21 protein-coding genes are annotated in these 18213 nt (G+C 68.4%); 7 read left to right on the top strand and 14 right to left on the bottom strand.

Annotation, left to right across the window (positions count from 1 at the left end):
* Positions 1 to 174: 174 nt before the first annotated feature.
* Entirely contained in the window at positions 175 to 2727 is a 2553-nt protein-coding gene (locus LOK44_RS23570; RefSeq protein WP_237572507.1) for an FtsK/SpoIIIE family DNA translocase, read from the top strand.
* Positions 2728 to 2752: 25 nt separating this feature from the next.
* On the opposite strand, the gene LOK44_RS23565 is transcribed toward LOK44_RS23570, so the two are convergent.
* Complete coding sequence (locus tag LOK44_RS23565) at positions 2753 to 3268, bottom strand: amino-acid N-acetyltransferase (RefSeq protein WP_237572506.1); 516 nt, start codon at positions 3266 to 3268, stop codon at positions 2753 to 2755.
* An 18-nt stretch (positions 3269 to 3286) separates the two neighbouring features.
* Here LOK44_RS23565 and pgsA point away from each other — a divergent pair, with 18 nt between their 5' ends.
* From pgsA to pspM, 4 genes are all read left to right on the top strand, one after another.
* Complete coding sequence (gene pgsA / locus LOK44_RS23560) at positions 3287 to 3895, top strand: CDP-diacylglycerol--glycerol-3-phosphate 3-phosphatidyltransferase (RefSeq protein ID WP_249784043.1); 609 nt, start codon at positions 3287 to 3289, stop codon at positions 3893 to 3895.
* 105 nt (positions 3896 to 4000) lie between these two features.
* The gene (gene clgR, locus LOK44_RS23555) at positions 4001 to 4330 is read left to right on the top strand and encodes a transcriptional regulator ClgR (protein WP_163918017.1); all 330 of its coding nucleotides are present in this window, start codon (positions 4001 to 4003) and stop codon (positions 4328 to 4330) included.
* A 162-nt stretch (positions 4331 to 4492) separates the two neighbouring features.
* Positions 4493 to 5305 carry a phage shock protein PspA gene (pspA, locus tag LOK44_RS23550; RefSeq protein ID WP_237572504.1) on the top strand — a complete coding sequence of 271 codons (813 nt, stop codon included), beginning with the start codon at positions 4493 to 4495 and terminating at the stop codon, positions 5303 to 5305.
* A gap of 21 nt (positions 5306 to 5326) precedes the next feature.
* Positions 5327 to 6148: a phage shock envelope stress response protein PspM gene (gene pspM / locus LOK44_RS23545; RefSeq protein ID WP_237572503.1), complete on the top strand. Its 822-nt coding sequence runs from the start codon at positions 5327 to 5329 to the stop codon at positions 6146 to 6148.
* Positions 6149 to 6169: 21 nt separating this feature from the next.
* On the opposite strand, the gene LOK44_RS23540 is transcribed toward pspM, so the two are convergent.
* A complete protein-coding gene (locus LOK44_RS23540) occupies positions 6170 to 6607 on the bottom strand; it encodes a limonene-1,2-epoxide hydrolase family protein (RefSeq protein WP_237572502.1) in 438 nt (145 codons plus the stop codon).
* Positions 6608 to 6678: 71 nt separating this feature from the next.
* Between LOK44_RS23540 and LOK44_RS23535 the strand changes: the two genes are divergently transcribed.
* A complete protein-coding gene (locus LOK44_RS23535) occupies positions 6679 to 7851 on the top strand; it encodes a glycosyltransferase (RefSeq protein ID WP_237572501.1) in 1173 nt (390 codons plus the stop codon).
* A 9-nt stretch (positions 7852 to 7860) separates the two neighbouring features.
* A complete protein-coding gene (locus LOK44_RS23530) occupies positions 7861 to 8055 on the top strand; it encodes a DUF3046 domain-containing protein (protein WP_163918012.1) in 195 nt (64 codons plus the stop codon).
* Positions 8056 to 8064: 9 nt separating this feature from the next.
* Here LOK44_RS23530 and LOK44_RS23525 read toward each other — a convergent pair whose 3' ends face one another.
* From LOK44_RS23525 to LOK44_RS23475, 12 genes are read right to left on the bottom strand one after another with little or no spacing between them, the layout of a single operon-like run.
* Entirely contained in the window at positions 8065 to 8814 is a 750-nt protein-coding gene (locus LOK44_RS23525; RefSeq protein WP_237572500.1) for a DUF6390 family protein, read from the bottom strand.
* A 1-nt stretch (position 8815) separates the two neighbouring features.
* Positions 8816 to 9883, bottom strand: coding sequence for a hydrogenase expression/formation protein HypE (gene hypE / locus LOK44_RS23520; RefSeq protein WP_237572499.1), 1068 nt, complete (start codon positions 9881 to 9883; stop codon positions 8816 to 8818).
* Positions 9884 to 9917: 34 nt separating this feature from the next.
* The gene (gene hypD / locus LOK44_RS23515; protein ID WP_237572498.1) at positions 9918 to 11018 is read right to left on the bottom strand and encodes a hydrogenase formation protein HypD; all 1101 of its coding nucleotides are present in this window, start codon (positions 11016 to 11018) and stop codon (positions 9918 to 9920) included.
* Positions 11015 to 11320: a HypC/HybG/HupF family hydrogenase formation chaperone gene (locus tag LOK44_RS23510; protein WP_237572497.1), complete on the bottom strand. Its 306-nt coding sequence runs from the start codon at positions 11318 to 11320 to the stop codon at positions 11015 to 11017. Before LOK44_RS23510 ends, hypD begins: the two co-directional genes overlap by 4 nt.
* Before the next feature lie 15 nt (positions 11321 to 11335).
* Positions 11336 to 13636 carry a carbamoyltransferase HypF gene (gene hypF / locus LOK44_RS23505; RefSeq protein ID WP_237572496.1) on the bottom strand — a complete coding sequence of 767 codons (2301 nt, stop codon included), beginning with the start codon at positions 13634 to 13636 and terminating at the stop codon, positions 11336 to 11338.
* Complete coding sequence (locus tag LOK44_RS23500) at positions 13633 to 13887, bottom strand: HypC/HybG/HupF family hydrogenase formation chaperone (RefSeq protein ID WP_237572495.1); 255 nt, start codon at positions 13885 to 13887, stop codon at positions 13633 to 13635. Before LOK44_RS23500 ends, hypF begins: the two co-directional genes overlap by 4 nt.
* Positions 13888 to 13890: 3 nt before the next feature.
* A complete protein-coding gene (locus LOK44_RS23495) occupies positions 13891 to 14394 on the bottom strand; it encodes a hydrogenase maturation protease (protein WP_237572494.1) in 504 nt (167 codons plus the stop codon).
* Between the two features lie 16 nt (positions 14395 to 14410).
* Positions 14411 to 14530, bottom strand: a complete 120-nt coding sequence (locus LOK44_RS30155) for a DUF6893 family small protein (protein ID WP_372481298.1) — start codon at positions 14528 to 14530, stop codon at positions 14411 to 14413.
* 9 nt (positions 14531 to 14539) lie between these two features.
* Complete coding sequence (locus tag LOK44_RS23490) at positions 14540 to 15919, bottom strand: hypothetical protein (protein ID WP_237572493.1); 1380 nt, start codon at positions 15917 to 15919, stop codon at positions 14540 to 14542.
* Positions 15916 to 16575: a DUF6084 family protein gene (locus tag LOK44_RS23485; RefSeq protein WP_237572492.1), complete on the bottom strand. Its 660-nt coding sequence runs from the start codon at positions 16573 to 16575 to the stop codon at positions 15916 to 15918. The genes LOK44_RS23490 and LOK44_RS23485 overlap by 4 nt, the downstream gene beginning before the upstream one ends.
* A complete protein-coding gene (locus tag LOK44_RS23480) occupies positions 16572 to 17255 on the bottom strand; it encodes a DUF5947 family protein (protein ID WP_237572491.1) in 684 nt (227 codons plus the stop codon). Before LOK44_RS23480 ends, LOK44_RS23485 begins: the two co-directional genes overlap by 4 nt.
* The gene (locus LOK44_RS23475) at positions 17252 to 18211 is read right to left on the bottom strand and encodes a NifU family protein (RefSeq protein ID WP_237572490.1); all 960 of its coding nucleotides are present in this window, start codon (positions 18209 to 18211) and stop codon (positions 17252 to 17254) included. Before LOK44_RS23475 ends, LOK44_RS23480 begins: the two co-directional genes overlap by 4 nt.
* Between the last annotated feature and the right edge of the window lie 2 nt (positions 18212 to 18213).

Raw genomic sequence — 18213 nt, 5'->3', positions numbered from 1 at the left:
AGCGGCGGCTACGGAATCCGTCGCGTTACCAATCGGTGACGCTAGCCACGTTTGGCGAAGGCGCTGGTCGGCAACGGTGCGGCGGCGGAGTGCATTCCGTTGCCCGATGGATGCCTACTTGTTACCCGTGTGGCTGATGGTGCAAATGGGTCCACTGCGACTAGGCTGACCCGCATGGCAAGTAAGACCGTCAACCGATCTGGCTCGCGAAACACCAGGTCGGGGGCGGGTTCCCGAGGCGCCTCGGCACCGAAGCGCCCGGCCGCACCACGAAGGAAGCCGCAGAAGCGCAGCACGGGCAACTCCGCGGCCGGATCCGCAGGCGCCGCGGTGGGCCGTGGCGCCCGCGCAGGCTGGCTGATGCTCGCCAAGGGCGCGGGCAGCACCGCCCGGTCGATCGGGCGTGCTCGCGACCTCGAGCCGGGTCACCGGCGCGACGGCATCGCGCTGGCCCTACTCGGCGTCGCCGTCGTGATCGCGGCCAGTTCGTGGTTCGACGCGGCCCGTCCGGTCGGCGGCTGGATCGACGTCGCGGTGCGCACGCTCGTCGGCTCGGCCGTGGTGCTGATTCCGTTGTTGCTCGCGACCATCGCCGTCGTCCTCATGCGCACCGAGCCGCAGCCCGACATCCGGCCGCGCCTCATCCTCGGGTCGACGATGATCACGCTGCCCGTCCTCGGGCTGTGGCACCTCTGGGCCGGGGCCCCGGCCGATCCGGTCGCGCGGCGCGGCGGCGCAGGGTTCGTCGGCTTCGCCATCGGCGGCCCGCTCTCCGACGGCCTCACCCCGTGGATCGCCGCGCCACTGCTCGTGATGGGCGCGCTGTTCGGCGTCCTGCTCATCACCGGCACCACAATCCGCGAGGTACCTGCCACGCTGCGCGACCTGTTCTCGACCGGATACCGCGACGAGTACGACGACGAGTACGACGACGACGACCTCCCGGCCCACGCATCCGGCAAGGCGCAGGACGAGGACTTCTCCGACGGCTACTACGACGACCCCGCCGCCTACTCCCGCGACGAGGTGCCTGCGTGGCCAGGTGCCGCTCCCGCGTCCCTCGTGGCGGCCCCCGTCGCCCCGCCGTCCGGTGGAACGCCGTACGACAACTACCCCATCGAGGACGAGGCTCCGGCCGCCGCCGAGCCGGCCCGCGCCGCCAAGCGCAAGAAGGCGCCCAAGAAGCAGGAGACGCTGGTCCTCGATCGCGTCGTCGAGGGGCCGTACGCGCTGCCGTCACTCGACCTGCTGATCGCAGGCGATCCGCCGAAGCTGCGCAGCGCCGCCAACGACGCGATGATGGACTCGATCAACTCGGTCCTGCAGCAGTTCAAGGTGGACGCCGCCGTCACCGGATGCACCCGCGGGCCGACCGTCACCCGCTACGAGGTGGAACTCGGGCCGGGCGTGAAGGTCGAGAAGATCACCGCCCTGCAGCGCAACATCGCCTACGCCGTCGCCACCGAGAGCGTCCGCATGCTCGCGCCGATCCCCGGCAAGTCGGCCGTGGGCATCGAGGTGCCCAACACCGACCGCGAGATGGTGCGGCTCGCCGACGTCCTCACCGATCCTGGCGTGCGCAGTGACCACCACCCGCTGATCATCGGCCTCGGCAAGGACATCGAGGGCGAGATGATCTACGCGAACCTCGCCAAGATGCCGCACCTGCTGGTCGCGGGCTCGACCGGCTCCGGCAAGTCCAGCTTCGTGAACTCGATGCTGGTCTCGCTGCTGACGCGCGCCACGCCCGACGAGGTCAGGATGGTGCTCATCGACCCGAAGATGGTCGAGCTGACGCCGTACGAGGGCATCCCGCACCTGATCACCCCGATCATCACGCAGCCGAAGAAGGCGGCAGCCGCGCTGGCGTGGCTGGTCGAGGAGATGGAGCAGCGCTACCAGGACATGCAGGCGTCCCGCGTCCGGCACATCGACGTGTTCAACGAGAAGGTCCGTTCGGGCGAGATCACCACGCCGCTGGGCAGCGAGCGGGTCTACAAGCCCTACCCATACATCCTGGCGATCGTCGACGAGCTGGCCGACCTCATGATGACCGCGCCGCGCGACGTGGAAGAGGCCATCGTCCGCATCACGCAGAAGGCCCGCGCCGCGGGCATCCACCTGGTGCTGGCCACGCAGCGGCCGTCGGTCGACGTCGTGACCGGTCTGATCAAGACCAACGTGCCGTCCCGGCTGGCGTTCGCGACGTCGTCGCTGACCGACAGCCGCGTCATCCTCGACCAGCCCGGCGCCGAGAAGCTGATCGGCATGGGCGACGGCCTGTTCCTCCCGATGGGCGCCAACAAGCCGATCCGACTGCAGGGCGCGTTCATCTCCGACGAGGAGATTCAGGCCGTCGTCGAGGCCACCAAGGCTCAGGCCGAGCCGGAGTTCATCGAGGGCGTCACCGCCGCCAAGGCGACGGGGGAGCGCAGTGACGTCGACCCCGACATCGGCGACGACATGGACGTCCTCCTCCAAGCCGTCGAACTCGTCGTGTCATCGCAGTTCGGCTCGACGTCGATGCTGCAGCGCAAGCTGCGCGTGGGGTTCGCCAAGGCGGGCCGCCTGATGGACCTGATGGAGACCCGGCAGATCGTCGGGCCGTCGGAGGGATCGAAGGCACGCGAGGTGCTCGTCAAGCCCGACGAGCTGGCAGGCACCCTGGCGCTGATCCGCGGCGGGTCGGACGCCAACGGGGCCGACGCCGAGGAGCCCGACTTCTAGCTCGGCGCCGCAGTGTGCGTCGTGCCTACAGCAGCAACAGCATTCGGGTGTTGCCGAGGGTATTGGGCTTGACGTAGGACAGGTCGAGGAACTCCGCAACGCCGATGTCGTAGGACCGCCGCATCTCGTCGTACACCTCGGCCGTGACGGGCGTGCCGTCGATCTCCTCGAACCCGTGCGAGGCGAAGAACTCGGTCTCGAAGGTCAACACGAAGATGCGCTCGAGCCGCAGTTCGCGCGCCACGTCGAGCAGTCGCTCGACCACGGCGTGCCCGACGCCGCGGCCGCGGACCTTCGGGTGGGCGGCGACGGTGCGCACCTCGCCGAGGTCCGACCACAGCACGTGCAGGGCCCCGCAGCCCACCACCTCGCCGTCGAGTTCGGCCACCCAGAACTCCTGAACCGCCTCGTAGAGCGTGACGAGGTTCTTCTCCAGCAGGATCCGGCCAGCGTAGATGTCGACGAGAGCTTTGATGTGCGGAACGTCCGACGTACGGGCACGACGGACCACGAATCCGTCACTTCCGGGCGCCTCGGTCACAGCAGCGAGGGTATCCGCATGCGCAACGGATATTCTGTTGCGGTGCCGAGCCAGTCTGAGAGCAATCCAGTGGTTCCGCACGTCAGCGTCGTCAACGTCGCCAACCTCCTGACCGGCCTGCGGGTCGTACTGGTCCCGGTGTTCCTCGCGGCGCTCTTCGTCGGCGACGGACACGAAACGTCTTGGCGATTGGTTGCTTTCGCGGTGTTCACCGTCGCGGTGATCACCGACCGGATCGACGGCGAGATCGCCCGCGCCTACGGCATGGTGACCGAGTTCGGCAAGCTCGCCGACCCGATCGCCGACAAGGCGCTGATCGGCGCCGCCCTGATCGGTCTCTCGCTATTGGGGGACCTGCCGTGGTGGGTCACCGTCGTAATCCTGGTGCGTGAGATCGCCGTCACACTGCTGCGTTTCGCCGTCATCCGCCGGGGAGTGATTCCCGCCAGCCGGGGCGGCAAGGTCAAGACGCTGGTGCAGGCCGTCGCGATCGGCCTCTTCGTGCTCCCGCTGTCCGGGGCGTGGCTGACCGGGGCATGGGTGCTGATGGTCGCCGCCGTCGTGCTCACCGTGCTCACGGGCCTGGACTACGTGCTCTCTGCCGTGCGCGGCGCGCGCACCGTCTGAGGTCTCGTGACGCGTCGCAGACGATGTCGCGGCGGCGGGAACCAAACCGGCGGTCGTCGGCGTTGGCAACTAAGACTGCCCGAAGACCCAGTCGAAGGAGCCCCGATGACGGCATTGCTGCGTGAAGTGATCGGCGACGTGCTGCGCCAAGCCAGAACTGCGCAGGGCCGTACCTTGCGTGAAGTGTCCGACGACGCACGCGTGAGCCTCGGATACCTGTCCGAGGTCGAACGTGGCCGCAAGGAAGCGTCGAGCGAGCTGCTCAGCGCCATCTGCTCGGCCCTCGACGTGCCGATGTCGCGCGTGCTGACCAATGCAGGCGAGGTGCTCGAGCACGCGGAACGCGAAGCCGACACCAGGGCCGCGAGCGCGGCCAACATCGACGTCTCCACCAAGGTCGTCATCCCGCAGGTCGTGTCGATGGCGGTCGCATAGCTGGTCCAGCTCGGCGCGGCCGTCGGTAAATCCCGTGCAGGGGTGTGGCGGTCTGTGCCAAACCACTAAGTTGGCAGGTAGTGCGAACCCCGCTGGGCCGGCGTGCCGGCTCCGGGCAGTGACAGATCGACCGGACAACGATTCGTAAGGCGGACCGAACTCATGGCCAATCCCTTCAGCAAGGCGTGGAAGTACCTGATGGCGCTGTTCAGCTCCAAGGTCGACGAGTACGCCGATCCGAAGGTGCAGATCCAGCAGGCCATCGAGGATGCCCAGCGGCAGCACCAGGCGCTGACCCAGCAGGCCGCCCAGGTGATCGGCAATCAGCGTCAGCTCGAGATGCGGCTCAACCGCCAGCTCGCCGACATCGAGAAGCTACAGGTCAACGTCCGCCAGGCCCTGACCCTGGCCGACCAGGCCGCCGCCAACGGTGATGCGGCCAAGACCAACGAGTACACCAACGCCGCCGAGGCCTTCGCCGCCCAGCTGGTGACCGCTGAGCAGAGCGTCGAGGACCTCAAGTCGCTGCACGACCAGGCGCTGCAAGCCGCAGGCCAGGCCAAGAAGGCCGTCGAGCAGAACGCCATGGTGCTGCAGCAGAAGATCGCCGAGCGCAGCAAGCTGCTCAGCCAGCTCGAGCAGGCCAAGATGCAGGAGCAGGTCAGCGCGTCGCTGCAGTCGATGAGCGAACTCTCCGCGCCCGGCAGCACGCCCAGCCTCGACGAGGTCCGCGACAAGATCGAACGTCGCTACGCCAATGCGATGGGCGCGACCGAACTCGCACAGAACTCCGTGCAGGGTCGAATGATGGAGGTGCAGCAGGCCAGCGTGCAGATGGCCGGCCACTCGCGCCTCGAGCAGATCCGCGCGTCGATGCGCGGGGATTCGCTCGCTGCCGGCGGATCCACCGCGACACCCGCCACGCCTGCCGCCAACCCTCCGGCAGCAGCGCCGGAGAACCCGCTGTCGCAGTAACCCGATGAGTAGGTGAGGAACATGCCGACCAACCCGCAGCCGCTCCGCCAGCAGGCGTGGAAGACCTTGATGCAGCGCGGTGTCGACACCGCCGCGGAGTGGTCGGACGTGCTGGCCGAGCGCCTCGGCGCGGCTGCCGATCAGCGCGCGAAACTCCTCCGCAAGCGCCGGTGGGCGTTTCGCGCAGGCGTGTTCTTCACCTTCGCCACGGGCTTCTGGATCGCGGTGACCGCGGTGCTGGCGTCGTGGAGCACACCCGCGTGGGCGCTGCTGATCCCCAGCCCCATCGCGATCGGTGCGGCGTTCCTCGCGACGCTGGCGTTCCTGCGCTACCGCTGGCTCAAGGCGCAACCGCTTCCCGCGCAGCGGTCCACCCGTCGGCTGCCGCCGTGGGGATCGGCCGCTCGACAACCGATGGCTGCGCTGGCGTCGGCCGAACGCGGACTGTTCTCCCTGCTCGGCGTGATGGAGCGGGGCCGCATGCTGCCTGCCGACGAATTGCGCGAGGTGACCGACGCCGCCAATCGGACCGCCACGGCCATGGCGGCCACCGCCAAGGAAGTGGTGTCGATGGAGCGGGCGATCGCCTCGGCACCGCAGTCGCGCGCGCACCTGACCCCGACCATCGGCGCGTTCACCGCCCAACTGCAGACCGGTGTGCGTCAGTACGACGAGATGGTTACTGCCGCAGCGCAATTGGTCTCCGCAGCGAACAACGGACCGATGTCGTCGTCGGCGATGTCAGGCGAGCGCCACCGCCGCGAGCTGGGGATGGCCACCGACCGCCTGGCCGGCTGGGCGTACGCCTTCGACGAGCTGGGTCACCTGCGCCGCGGCGCCTGACCGGTCACAGGACCCGACCGGTCACATGGACGGTCGAAGTGCCGGGATCGCGATCCCGAGCACGCCCCGCACGATCGCCTTCGTGAAGTTCAGGTAGTCGAAGTAGTCGCGCCACAGGGTGATCCGGCCGTTCTCGACCTCGAACACGCCGCACACCCAGAACTGCATCCGCAGCGGGCCGACGACGATCGCGTCGGTGCGCTCGTTGAGGACCGTCGATCCCTGCGCGACGTTGCGGTGGAACTTCACCTCGAACGCCATCTTGCCCTCCATGCCGCGCATCAGCTTCGCGACGCGGTCACGGCCGTGGATCGTCGGCAGCCCGACGTTCTGGTAGGCCACGTCGTAGGCGAGTAGCGACTCGATGGCGTCGAAGTCCTGGTCGGCGAGCGCGTTGAGGAACGTCTCGACGATGGTGGCGTTGTCCGTGGCGGCTATCGCAGGCGTCTGCTCGGTCATGGTTGCCGAGCCTATGCTCCTCATCCACGGCGCGACAGGGTGGCCGTGGGTGACTGTGGCAGGGTGATGCGATGCGCGTGGCAGTGGTCGCGGGACCCGATCCGGGACATGCGTTCCCCGCGATCGCCATGTGCCTGCGGTTCTCCGCAGCCGGCGACGAGCCGACTCTGCTGACGGGTAGGCAGTGGCTGGACACCGCACGGCGCGCGGGCATCGACGCGATCGAACTCGACGGCCTCGATGCCACCGCCGCCGACGACGACGAAGACGCAGGCGCCAAGATCCACCGCAGGGCCGCGAAGATGGCCGTGTGCAACGAGCAGCGGCTGCGTGACCTCACGCCCGACCTCATCGTCTCCGACGTGATCACGGCCTGCGGCGGCATGGCCGCCGACCTCATCGGGCTGCCGTGGGTCGAGCTGTGCCCGCATCCGCTGTACCGCCCATCGAAGGGGTTGCCGCCGATCGGCAGCGGGCTCGCCCCGGGAACCGGCGTGCGGGGACGCTTGCGCGACACCGTGATGCGGGCGCTCACCGGACGGTCGGTCCGGCAGGGCGAGGCCCAGCGCGCCCAGGCCCGCGCAGGCATCGGGCTGCCCGGCCGCGACCCAGGGCCGCGGCGGCGACTGATCGCGACGCTGCCCGCGCTCGAGGTTCCCCGCCCGGATTGGCCCGCCGAAGCCGTCATCGTCGGGCCGCTGCACTTCGAGCCGACCGACGCCGCGCTCGACGTCCCCGATGGCACCGGCCCGCTGGTCGTCGTCGCGCCGTCCACGGCGACGACGGGTGCGATCGGCCTCGCGGAACTCGCGCTCGAGACCCTGGTTCCGGGACGGACGCTGCCCGACGGCGGGCGCGTGGTCGTGTCGCGGCTGCGCGGGGCAGGCGTGCCGGTCCCGCCGTGGGCGGTCGTCGGGCTGGGGCGCCAGGACGAACTGCTCGCGGCGGCGGACCTGGTGATCTGCGGCGGCGGGCACGGCATGGTGGCCAAGACGCTGCTCGCCGGGGTGCCGATGGTCGTGGTGCCGGGCGGGGGAGACCAGTGGGAGATCGCCAATCGTCTGGTGCGCCAAGGAAGTGCGGAGCTGATCCGCCCGCTGGCCGCCGACGCGCTGGCGGCCGCGGTGGGCGCTGTCCTGGCCGACCCGCGCTACCGGGCTGCAGCGCGGCAGGCGGGCGCGAGTTCGGGCGCCGTCGCCGATCCGGTACGGGTGTGCCACGACGCACTGGCGGTCGCTCGGTAGATTCGTGGCGTGCGGTTGACGGAATTCCACGAACTGGTGGATGCGCAGTTCGGCCCGGTGCGGGGTGCCTCGCTACTGGTCGACTACGTGTTGAGCAGTGTCGACGGGCGCACTCCGAGGCAGGCGATCGAGGACGGCGTCGATCCCCGCGACGTCTGGCGGGCACTGTGCGCGGAGTTCGACGTGCCGCGCGACCAGTGGTGAGGCGGACGATCACGCCCTCGCCGCATTGATCAGGTCGAGCACCCGTGAGGTCGCCGCGGCCAATGCGGTCGCCTGGTCGGTGGAGAGCGCGCCGCACGCCCAATTCCAGTGTGCCGAGATGGTCTGACCCACGATCGGCGCGGGGGCAAGTGATGCGCCGTCTCGCCGCCACCGCACCCGGTCCTCCGCCGGAGCGCCGAGTGCCAGCACACCGCCGGCGAACGTCAGCGGTTGCGCCGACAGCACCGCATGGTCGTCGTCCACCGACCGCACGGTGCCCCAGCGGACGCGGCAGTCCTGCATGACCTGGACCGGTTTGGTCGGGTCGCCGCCGAGGAAGCGCACCCACGGATAGACGGCGAACACGTGAAAGCTGTGGTGCGCCAGGGCCTGTCCAGGTTCGAGTTCGTCGAGCAGCCCCGTGACCTGCCCGGCGAAGGCGCTGCGCAGCCTGCTCAGCAGCACATCGGGATCCACTGCGGAGAGCAGGCCACCACCGATCCAGTAACTGGTCACCACGTCGGCGTCCAACGGATCCGAGAGACCTGCCGCGTCGGCAATCGCTTCCAGGTACGGCCATGCGCCGTCGAACTCTCTGGCGTAGCGGGCGAGTTCTGCGGGGCTCCCGCCGCGCAGCAGCACGTCACCGTCGTCGGGTCCGCAGTAACCGAGTTCGTTCGGCGCGAAGGCGTATCTGGCGAACTCGGCGTATCCCGCCGGCGGTTCCCGGTCGGCCGCCAACGCGGTGTGAGGTGACATGTCAGCAGATGCGGGGAAGTTGTTCGCCGATGGGCAGATCGACCACCCGGGTGCCGCCGAGAGCGGTCCGCGCAACCACCATGCCGGGGTGGTCGGCGACACAGCGGCCGATGACCGCCGCTCTAGCTCCCAACGGATGCGCTCGCATCGCGGCCAACACCCGGTGGGCGTCGTCCTGCGGTACGAACGCCAGCAGCTTGCCCTCGTTGGCGACCTGTAGGGGGTCCAAGCCCAGCAGGCCGCACGCGTCCCGCACGTCGGCCGGGATCGGGAAGGTCCGCTCGTCTAGTGACACCCCGACCCGTGCAGCCTTGGCCAGTTCGTTGAGGGTGGCTGCGACGCCTCCGCGTGTCGGATCGCGCAGCACGTGGACGTCAGCGCCACTGTCGATCATGGCCTTCACCAGACCATTCAGCGGGGCGGTGTCGCTGGCCACCGTGGTGGCGAACTGGAGCCCTTCTCGGCAACTCATCACGGCGACGCCGTGCACGCCGATGTCGCCGCTGACGATGACGACGTCGCCGACGGCGGCCCGCTCGGGGCGGATGTCGACCCGGTCGTCGACCAATCCGATCCCCGCGGTGTTGACGTAGATCCCGTCGCCGTGGCCCGCGTCGACCACCTTCGTGTCGCCGGTGACCAGCTTCACGCCTGCGGCGAGCGCGGCGGTGCCGAGCGCCTGTGCGACGTGGGCGATCTCGTCGAGGGCAGTGCCCTCCTCGAGGATGAACGCCGTCGACAGGGCGACCGGCTGAGCACCCGCCATCGCGAGATCGTTGACGGTTCCGTTGACCGCCAGGTCACCGATCGTGCCGCCGGGGAAGAAGAGCGGCTTGACGACGTAGGAGTCGGTGGAGAAGGCCAGTCGCGCCGATCCGATCTGAAGCACCGCCGAGTCGCCCATGCCCGCGTCGGCCGCCGACCCAAACGCGGGTAGGAAGAGATGCTCGATGAGTTCGGCCGACATCGCGCCACCGCCCCCATGTCCCATGACGATGTTCGGCGAGCTACGCAGCGGCATCGGACATACCCACTGCTCCATGTCGATAGTGGACGGCCGTCCCGTCATCGAATGAGGCACCGTCGAATCATGCAACGTCGAATCAGGCATGGCTCACCTCGAGGCGGCGATACAGGTAGTAGGCCGCACACGCGCCCTCCGACGAGACCATGGTCGCGCCGAGCGGATTGCGGGGGGTGCAGAGCGTGCCGAAAGCCTCGCACTCGTGCGGCTTGATGAGGCCTTGCAGCACCTCACCGGAGCGGCACACCTCGGACTCGGCCGTGTGGATGTCGGTAACCGCGAACCGGTGCTCCGCGTCGTACTCGCGGTACTTGGGTGACAGCCGCCACCCGCTGCCGGGGATGACGCCGATGCCCCGCCAGGCGCGATCGGTCCTCTCGAACACATCCTCCAGCATGGCCTTTGCCGGGCCATTGCCCTCCTCGCGCACGGCGCGACGGTAGGCGTTCTCCAACTCGTGCCGCCCGGACTCGAGTTGAAGCACCGTTCGCCGTATCCCCTCGAGGATGTCCAACGGTTCGAAGCCGGTAACGACGATCGGTATCGAGTACCTGTCGCACAGCTCGGGGTATTCCTCGGTGCCCATCACCGAGCACACGTGGCCTGCCGCGAGGAAGGCCTGCACCCGACACTCCGGCGACTCCATGATCGCGGCGATCGCGGGCGGAACCAGTACGTGCGACACCAGCAGCGAGAAGTTGCGGATCTCGAGGCGGCAGGCCTGATAGACCGTCATCGCATTGGCCGGTGCGGTGGTCTCGAACCCGATGCCGAAGAACACCACCTGCCTGTCTGGGTTCTCCTGTGCGATCGTCAGCGCGTCCAGCGGCGAGTACACCACGCGGACGTCACCGCCCTCGCTCTTGATGCGGAACAGGTCCTTGTCGCTGCCCGGCACGCGCAACATGTCGCCGAACGAGCAGAAGATCACGTCGGGCCTCGACGCGATCTCCATGGCCTTGTCGATGATCTCCAGCGGCGTCACGCAGACCGGGCACCCGGGTCCGTGAATCATCTCGATCTCGTCGGGCAGCAGTTGGTCGATGCCGTGGCGGATGATCGAATGGGTCTGGCCACCACACACTTCCATGATCGACCAGCGCCGAGTGGTTACCGCCTTGATCTGCGCGATGAGCTTGCCCGCCAGCTCCGGGTCGCTGAACTCGTCCAGATACTTCATGATGACCTCACCTCATTGGGATTGTCCTTGCCCGCCTGCCGCGCGGCGAGTGCGAACCCGTCGCCGAACTCCTCGTCGAGCACCCCGAGGTGCTCGAACTCCGCCAGGGTCGACTTGGCCGACTCCTCGTCCAGGCGCTGGATGGCGAAACCGACGTGCACCACCACGTATTCACCGATCCTGGCGTCGGGTATGTACTGCAGGCAGACGTCCTTCTGGATACCGCCGAAGTCCACCGTCGACATCAACGTGCCGTCGCGGTCGGCGACGCTGACGATCCTTCCCGGCACTGCTAGACACATGGCATGCTTCCTTCCCTATCCTGACGTTCCGACCACGAGTTGACCGAGCGCGATGCCACCGTCGTTGGGTGGTACCCGCCGGTGCGTGAGTGCGGTGATTCCCTTGACGCGCAGTGCGTCCTTCGTCAACCGCAGCAGTAGCGGGTTCTGAAAGACTCCGCCTGAGAGCGCCACGGCGTCCGCGTCGAACGACACGGCGAGATCGGCGATCAACCCGGAGACGGCACGGTGGAAGCGGGCGCCGATCACCCGGGCCGGGGTGCCGCTGCGTACGTCGGCGATCACGTCGCGAAGCACCGGAGCGGCGTCGATGATCGCGCTGGGACCGGTGTCGGTGTCGGAGCCTGAGCCCCAGAAGCCGAAACCGTAACCGTCTCCGCCCGTGTCCTCGTGGCGTGCGAGGCCCTCGAGTTCGATGGCGGCCTGTGCCTCGTATGCCACCACCTGACGAACACCGGCCAGTGCCGAGACCGCGTCGAACAGGCGCCCCATGCTGGAGGTCGGGACGCAGGCGAGACCGGTTTCCAATTGGTGTCGCAGCACGCCGCGCTCGTCGGGCGGGCACGCCTGCACCGGCGCGAGATCGCCGTCCCACGGCAGGCCCGCCGCCCAGAGGTGTGCGAGCGCCATCCGGTAGGGGCGCAGCACGCTGGCGTCACCGCCGGCCAAGGGGACGTATCCGAGGTGGGCGACCCTGCGGTACCCCTTGTAGTCGGCGAGCATCACCTCACCGCCCCACACTGCGCCGTCGGGTCCGTACCCTGTGCCGTCGAAGGCGAACCCGAGGACCTGCCGTGTGCCGTCGAGGCCGTGTTCGGCCATCACCGCGGCGATGTGGGCGTGGTGGTGCTGAACCGACCGGATCGGTCGCGCTCCACAGTTGCGCAGCGCCCACGTGGTCGACCGGTACCGCGGATGGGCGTCGGCGACGACGAGTTCGGGCTCGACGCCCGTCAACGTGCGCAGGTGCTGCTGTGCGGCGTCGAACGCCGACAGCGTGGCCAGGTCGTCCATATCCCCGATGTGCTGGCTCAGCCACGCGTACCGGCCCTCGGCGACGGCCATCGTGTTCTTCACATCGGCGCCGACAGCGAGCGTCGGGGGTACCGGCACGGGTAGTGACACCGGCAGCGGGGCATAGCCGCGCGATCGCCGCATCGGCAGTTCCGTGCCGTCCACCACGCGGACGACGGAGTCGTCACACGGAACCAGGATCGACCGGTCGTGCATCAGCCATCCGTCGGCGAGGTGGGCGAGCCTGTTCAGCGCGTCGGCGTCAGCGAAGCAGATCGGCTCGCCGGCAACGTTTCCCGACGTCATGACCAGAACTCGGGGTCCGGGCTCGTCATCGGGTAGGCCGAACAGCAGCACGTGCAGCGGCGCGTAGGCCAGCAGCACGCCGAGATCGGGATTGTGCGGTGCCACCGAATCGGCGATGCACGCGCCCGCCAATCGCTCCATCAGCACGATCGGGCGCTGGATACCGGTCAGTACCCGCGCCGATGCGTCGTCGACGTCGGCGATGGCGCGTGCGCCGGGTAGGTCGGCCACCATCACGGCGAAGGGCTTGTCGCCGCGGCGCTTCCGCCTGCGCAATACGCTCACCGCATCGTCGGCACCGGCGTCACACGCCAGGTGGTAGCCACCGATTCCCTTGACGGCGAGGATCCCACCGTCGCGCAGCAGCCGCCGGGCGCGGGCCAGTCCGCTCTCGCCGGCGGCGACACGTCCCTCGCCGTCGCGGTAGGTGAGTCGTGGTCCGCACTCGGGGCAGCAGACGGGCTGCGCGTGGAATCTCCGGTCGCTCGGTGTCGTGTAGTCGCGGGCGCACTCGGCGCACATCGGGAAGTCGGCCATCGTCGTGGCAGCGCGGTCATAGGGGAGTGCGGTGATGATGGTGAACCGTGGGCCGCAATTGGTGCAGTTGACGAAGGCGTGCCGGTAGCGGCGATCGGCGGGATCGCGTTGTTCGGCTGCGCATTGCTCGCACATCGCGACGTCGGGCGAGGCCAGGGTGCGGCCGCCGCCGGACCGCGACGTGTCCGCGATCTGGAACTCGGTGCCCCCGACCAGCGGGACGTCCTGGCACTGCAGCGCTTCGATCACCGCGAGTGGCGGCGCATCGTCGCGTAGTCGGCTGACGAACTCGTCGATCGCATGTCCGTCGCCCTCTGCCTCGACGATCGCACCGGAGCTGTCGTTGCGCACGGAGCCGGAGAGCCCGAGCGCCGCGGCGGTCGTGTAGACGAACGGTCGAAACCCCACGCCCTGCACCACCCCGTGCACGCAGATCCGGACCCGGCGCCGAACCATCATGGCGAATCGTCCTCGGTGCGACCGGATCCCATCAGCTGCAGACCCGCCATCGCGGCGTCCGCGCCTGCCTCGTCGGTCTTCTCGACCACGAAGCCCATGTGGATGATCACCCAGTCACCTGCGGTGAACGTCTCCTCGGGCAGCATGCCGATGTTCACCTTCCGGGCCTCACCGGCCACGTCGACGAGCGCCAGTTGGTCGCCGTAACCATCGACCATGCCGAGCACCCGACCGGGAATTCCGAGGCACACCGCTCAGCCCTCCCGGGCCGGGGCGTCGGACGTGACCATCCGGAGCACCGAGTCGATGGCGTCCAGGGCCGCGGGTACGGCGGCGTCGACGACGTCAGTCAAACCGATGCCGTCCTCGACGCTGTCGACCTGACAACCGATGACGAAGGTCGGTGGCGCAGTGCCGCCCAGAGCCCGCAGGCTGGCGAACACTGCGGCAGGGTCCATGCCGTGCGCGTCGAGAGCGAGCGTGGCATCGATGGTTTCGTGGTCGGCATCGAACACCCGCAGCGAACCCGGCGCGCCTCTATCGGGGACTGCGTCGATCAGTACCAGTGCGGTCCAGTCGTCGAGCAGGTCGTAGGCCAGGTGCATGCCGCGGATCCCGTAGTCGACCACCTTGACCGTCGTGCCCGGGAAGTCACGGCCATACGGACGAGACCGGGCATGTCTGATCACCTCGGGTCCGAAGCCGTCGTCACCGAGGAATATGTTGCCGATACCGGCCACGAGGATTCGTGGCGTCATTCCAGTGCGACCGGCGCTACATGTTCCGGATCTTGACGTAGCGGCGTACGTCCGGAATCGACCGGAGTCCGACCGTCACCCCCGCGATGACTACGAGCACCGCGACACCCGTTGCGATCCGACCAACAACGTCCATTCGAACTCCTTACCTGGGCTGACTGGTTGAGGCATCGAGCGGTTCGACCTCGTCGGGTGCGAAGTACAGGTACCGGCCGTAGGAGTCGGGCATCTCGACGTCGGGATCGTCTTCGACTATCACACCGACGTAATGCTCGCCGTCGACGTCCTCGTGCACCGAGATGACGCGCGCGGTCCTGCCTGCGAAGAAGATGTCCTGGGCGTCGGCGCGGCGGCTCGGACGCAGCCGGACCCGGCTGCCCGCGGCGACGCGAGCGCCGCTCACCAGTACGGCGTCGTGGTCGGGACGTACGGCGTTGTCCACCAACGGGTCCCACCAGTCCACACCGTCGGGGACTTCCGGAATGAGACCGGCGGCGCGCATCTGCCCTTCGAGTGGGCTGCTCGGGTCGGAGGAATTCGCGATGGGCGAGTGCGGGTTGCGCAGGATGCCGTGCAACTGCTGCATCGACTCCGGCGACATCGAGTCGCACCTGTCGATGAGGGCGGCGGCCAGCGGGTCGGTTGCTCGTGCCTGCGCCTTCTCCTCGTCGGTCATCGTCATGACCCGCAGCGTGAGGATCTCGTCGATCTCGGTGGAATCGAACATGGCGCCCTCGCTCTGCTCGGCAATCTCGGGGTGGTCGTAGAGGATGATTGGCGAGATCAGCAGCAGGTCGCGCTCACCGGGCCGACCCGCCAGCACGGGGAAGCAACGATGCTGGACGCACCGTGACACCGCGGCCTCTGCCTCCGCGGGCGGCTCCAGTAGCGAGACGAACGCTGCGCGGGTCACTTGCGCGATCACGTGCGTCCCGATCAGCGACGCGGCGATCGCCGCGTCTCTGTCGCGGGCGCCGGGCCTGGTGTTGCACACGGAGACGCGGACACGGTTCAGGCCGGCGTCGCGTTCCACGGAGATGGTGAGTTCGGCCTCGACGGCGGCACGGGTGCGCAGCAGTCGTCCACCGTCGACCCGCTCGATGCCGCTGCCCGCACGCACGACGACGGGCAGGGTGATCGGCTGGTCGATCTCGGCGAGGTCGAATGGGCCGAAGGGCAGTTCGCACTCCACCGCCTCGTCCCAGGTCACCCAGGACTGTGAACCGCTGGTCAACTCGTCGACCGGTTCGAACCGACCCTGGCCTGCGTCGCGCTCCGCACGGCGGTGCTGCAACTGTAGGAATCGGAGGACGACCGACAGTTCGCCGGCTCCGTCGACGGGGAACTCCGCCGACAGCATGGCGTCCTCGCCGAGCCCTGCCTCGGACGCCCCTGGAGGGCCCAATACGCCGAATTGCCATCGGGACTGATTCTTTCCAGACGTCGCGCGGTAGGGATAGAGCAGGTAACCCTCGTAGAGCACCGCATCGGCGATGGCGCGTGCCCGGTCCCAGCCGGGTGTCACCGGAACTCCCCGGACTGCAGCGACTCGCGTCGGGAGTCGGAGAGCAGCGCGCTGACGGCATCGTCGAAGTCGAGCCTTCCGTTGGCGGACCGGTAGGCCGCGAGCGCGGTGACCGTGTCGTGTCCGAGGCGAACCCAGCCAGAATTGGGAAAGTGGGCGCGCGTGACGTCGTGCCAGACAGACACCGGCATGTCGTGGCGGGCCTCGCATTCCCACGACACCTGGTGTACCGAGAATCCACGCTCGCCTGGGGTGAACACCGTGCCGCTGAATAAGAACAGCAGCGGTACCGTCCCGTCGCGCAACGCATGCAGGTACTTCGACGCCGCCACCTCGAAGTCGTACGTGCAGACAAGCGGCATGGATACCTCTGTGGTTCTGGAGAATCCCTGGACCATCGTGGTGCTGTGCTGCCAGAGGAACGTCCGTTGGGTATTGACCCATCGCTCCCGTGGCCCGAACAGGTCGGCCATGCCGGTGGCCTCGTCGTCGGAGTATGGACGGCGCAACGGTTCGATGCGGACCTGACACTTCAAGGCGATGGCCTGGATCGGGCCGGCGAAACCGGTGCCGACGCCAATGCGTGCATTCAATTGCGGTGTCACCGAGTATGGTTCGGCCACCACGCCTTGAACGACGAACGTCAGGTCGATCACGGTGCTGCCACCTTGCTCCTGGCCTTGATTCGACCGAAGAACTCGTCGACGAATGCGCGTACCTCGTGGCCGCCGTCGAAGCCCCGCCACAGCAACCGCAATCTGCCCACGAACTCGTAGCACGCGTCGATCGGGACCAGGTAGCACTCGGCCTCGGCGTTCAGTTCCGGATCGACCTGGTCCCTGTCGGGAACGCGTACCAGTAGCGCCTCGACGTCGTCGGCAAGCATGCCCAACGCGAGTGAAGCGTGCGGCGAATGAGGTTGCCGAAGGTCTGCGCCACTGATCGAGTTCCAGGCGTCGAGGTCCAGTTCGGATTCGGTGGCGCCTGCCGGGCCCGGGTAGAAGGCGACGGTTCGATCCATCTCGGAGTTGCGGAAGAAGAACGCGAGTCCGACCGGAATCTGCAGTGCCTCCCACCCCCGGCGATCCAGGGTGAAGTCCGGGAAGGTGAGGTAGCGGTCCGGTACCGCCCGGAAACGCAGCTTGGCGTGCGGATCGGCGAATAGCAGGTAGCAGCCGCGGCAGGTGCACATCAATTGGCGCGCTGCGACGTTGACGACGTGCTGGTGCTCGTCGGCGACCGGCTCGGCGCACATCTCGCACCGTTCCCCGTCCGCGCGATCGGGCCGCTTGGTGGCACGGATGCGTGCGAGGACGTCGAACGGTGCGGTCGTCACGACACCCCGCTCGGTTCGGCGAGCACTGCGATGGACACGACGCCGTCGCGGTGCAACAGGGGAATGGGTTCGAGGTGAACGGCTGCCGACCCCGCGTCGTCCAGACCTGCGCCGGCCCGGACCGCATCGAAGTGGGCGTGGCAGCGCGGGCATCGCAGGACGGCCTGCCCCACGGGCGCGCCCATCGGACGGTGCAAGGCGGCGCCGGCCAGGGATTCGCCGCAACCGCCGCACCGGTCGTGGTAGGCGAACAGATCCTCGCCCACCCTGCAGGCCAGGATGGGTACTCCGGCCACCGAGAACCCACCCACCTCACCGGGTGCCAGGGCCTCCAGGTCCGCAGCGGTATGCCAGGCAGCACTAGCGCTTACCTTGGGTTGCACCCGGCTCATCAGCGACTCCGCCGAGATCAGTCCCGTCGTGGTCGAGGAATCGTTCTGCGCTGCCACGACTTCGATGGTTTCGACCTCCGGCGCCGCCGAACGGACGGCGTCCTCGACGGCGAACTCGAGCGTCACCGCCGACGATGGACAGCTCTGGCAGCTGCCTGTGAACTGCAGGCGGGCCGTGACACCGCCGGGGCCATCCGCGACGTCGAGCAGCGCGACGTCACCGCCGTGGGAGCCGAGATACGGCCGGACGCCGTCCAGGGCGTCGGCGATCCTGCGCTCGATACCGTGCGGGTGCAGGCCGTGAACGAGCAGGAGGCTCGCGACGAGATCGTCGGAGGCGAACCGTTCCAACAGGTCCGGCGCCGAATCCACGGTCAACGACACGATTCTCGACAGTGCCGCCCCGTAGAGGTCGGTCAGCTCTACTGCCAGCTGCTCGGTCCGTTCCCGCACGACCGTGCCGCTGCCCGAACTCGCGTCCAGCAAGGTCTGGATTCGATCACCTGCGGTGCGCCACTGCGTGTCGTCCTGTGCCTCCGGGCTCTGTCGTCCAGTCGAGGCCATGT

The organism is Mycolicibacterium lacusdiani (assembly GCF_021916785.1).
Classification (GTDB): domain Bacteria; phylum Actinomycetota; class Actinomycetes; order Mycobacteriales; family Mycobacteriaceae; genus Mycobacterium; species Mycobacterium lacusdiani.
This window is presented reverse-complemented; position numbering and strand designations above follow the sequence as displayed.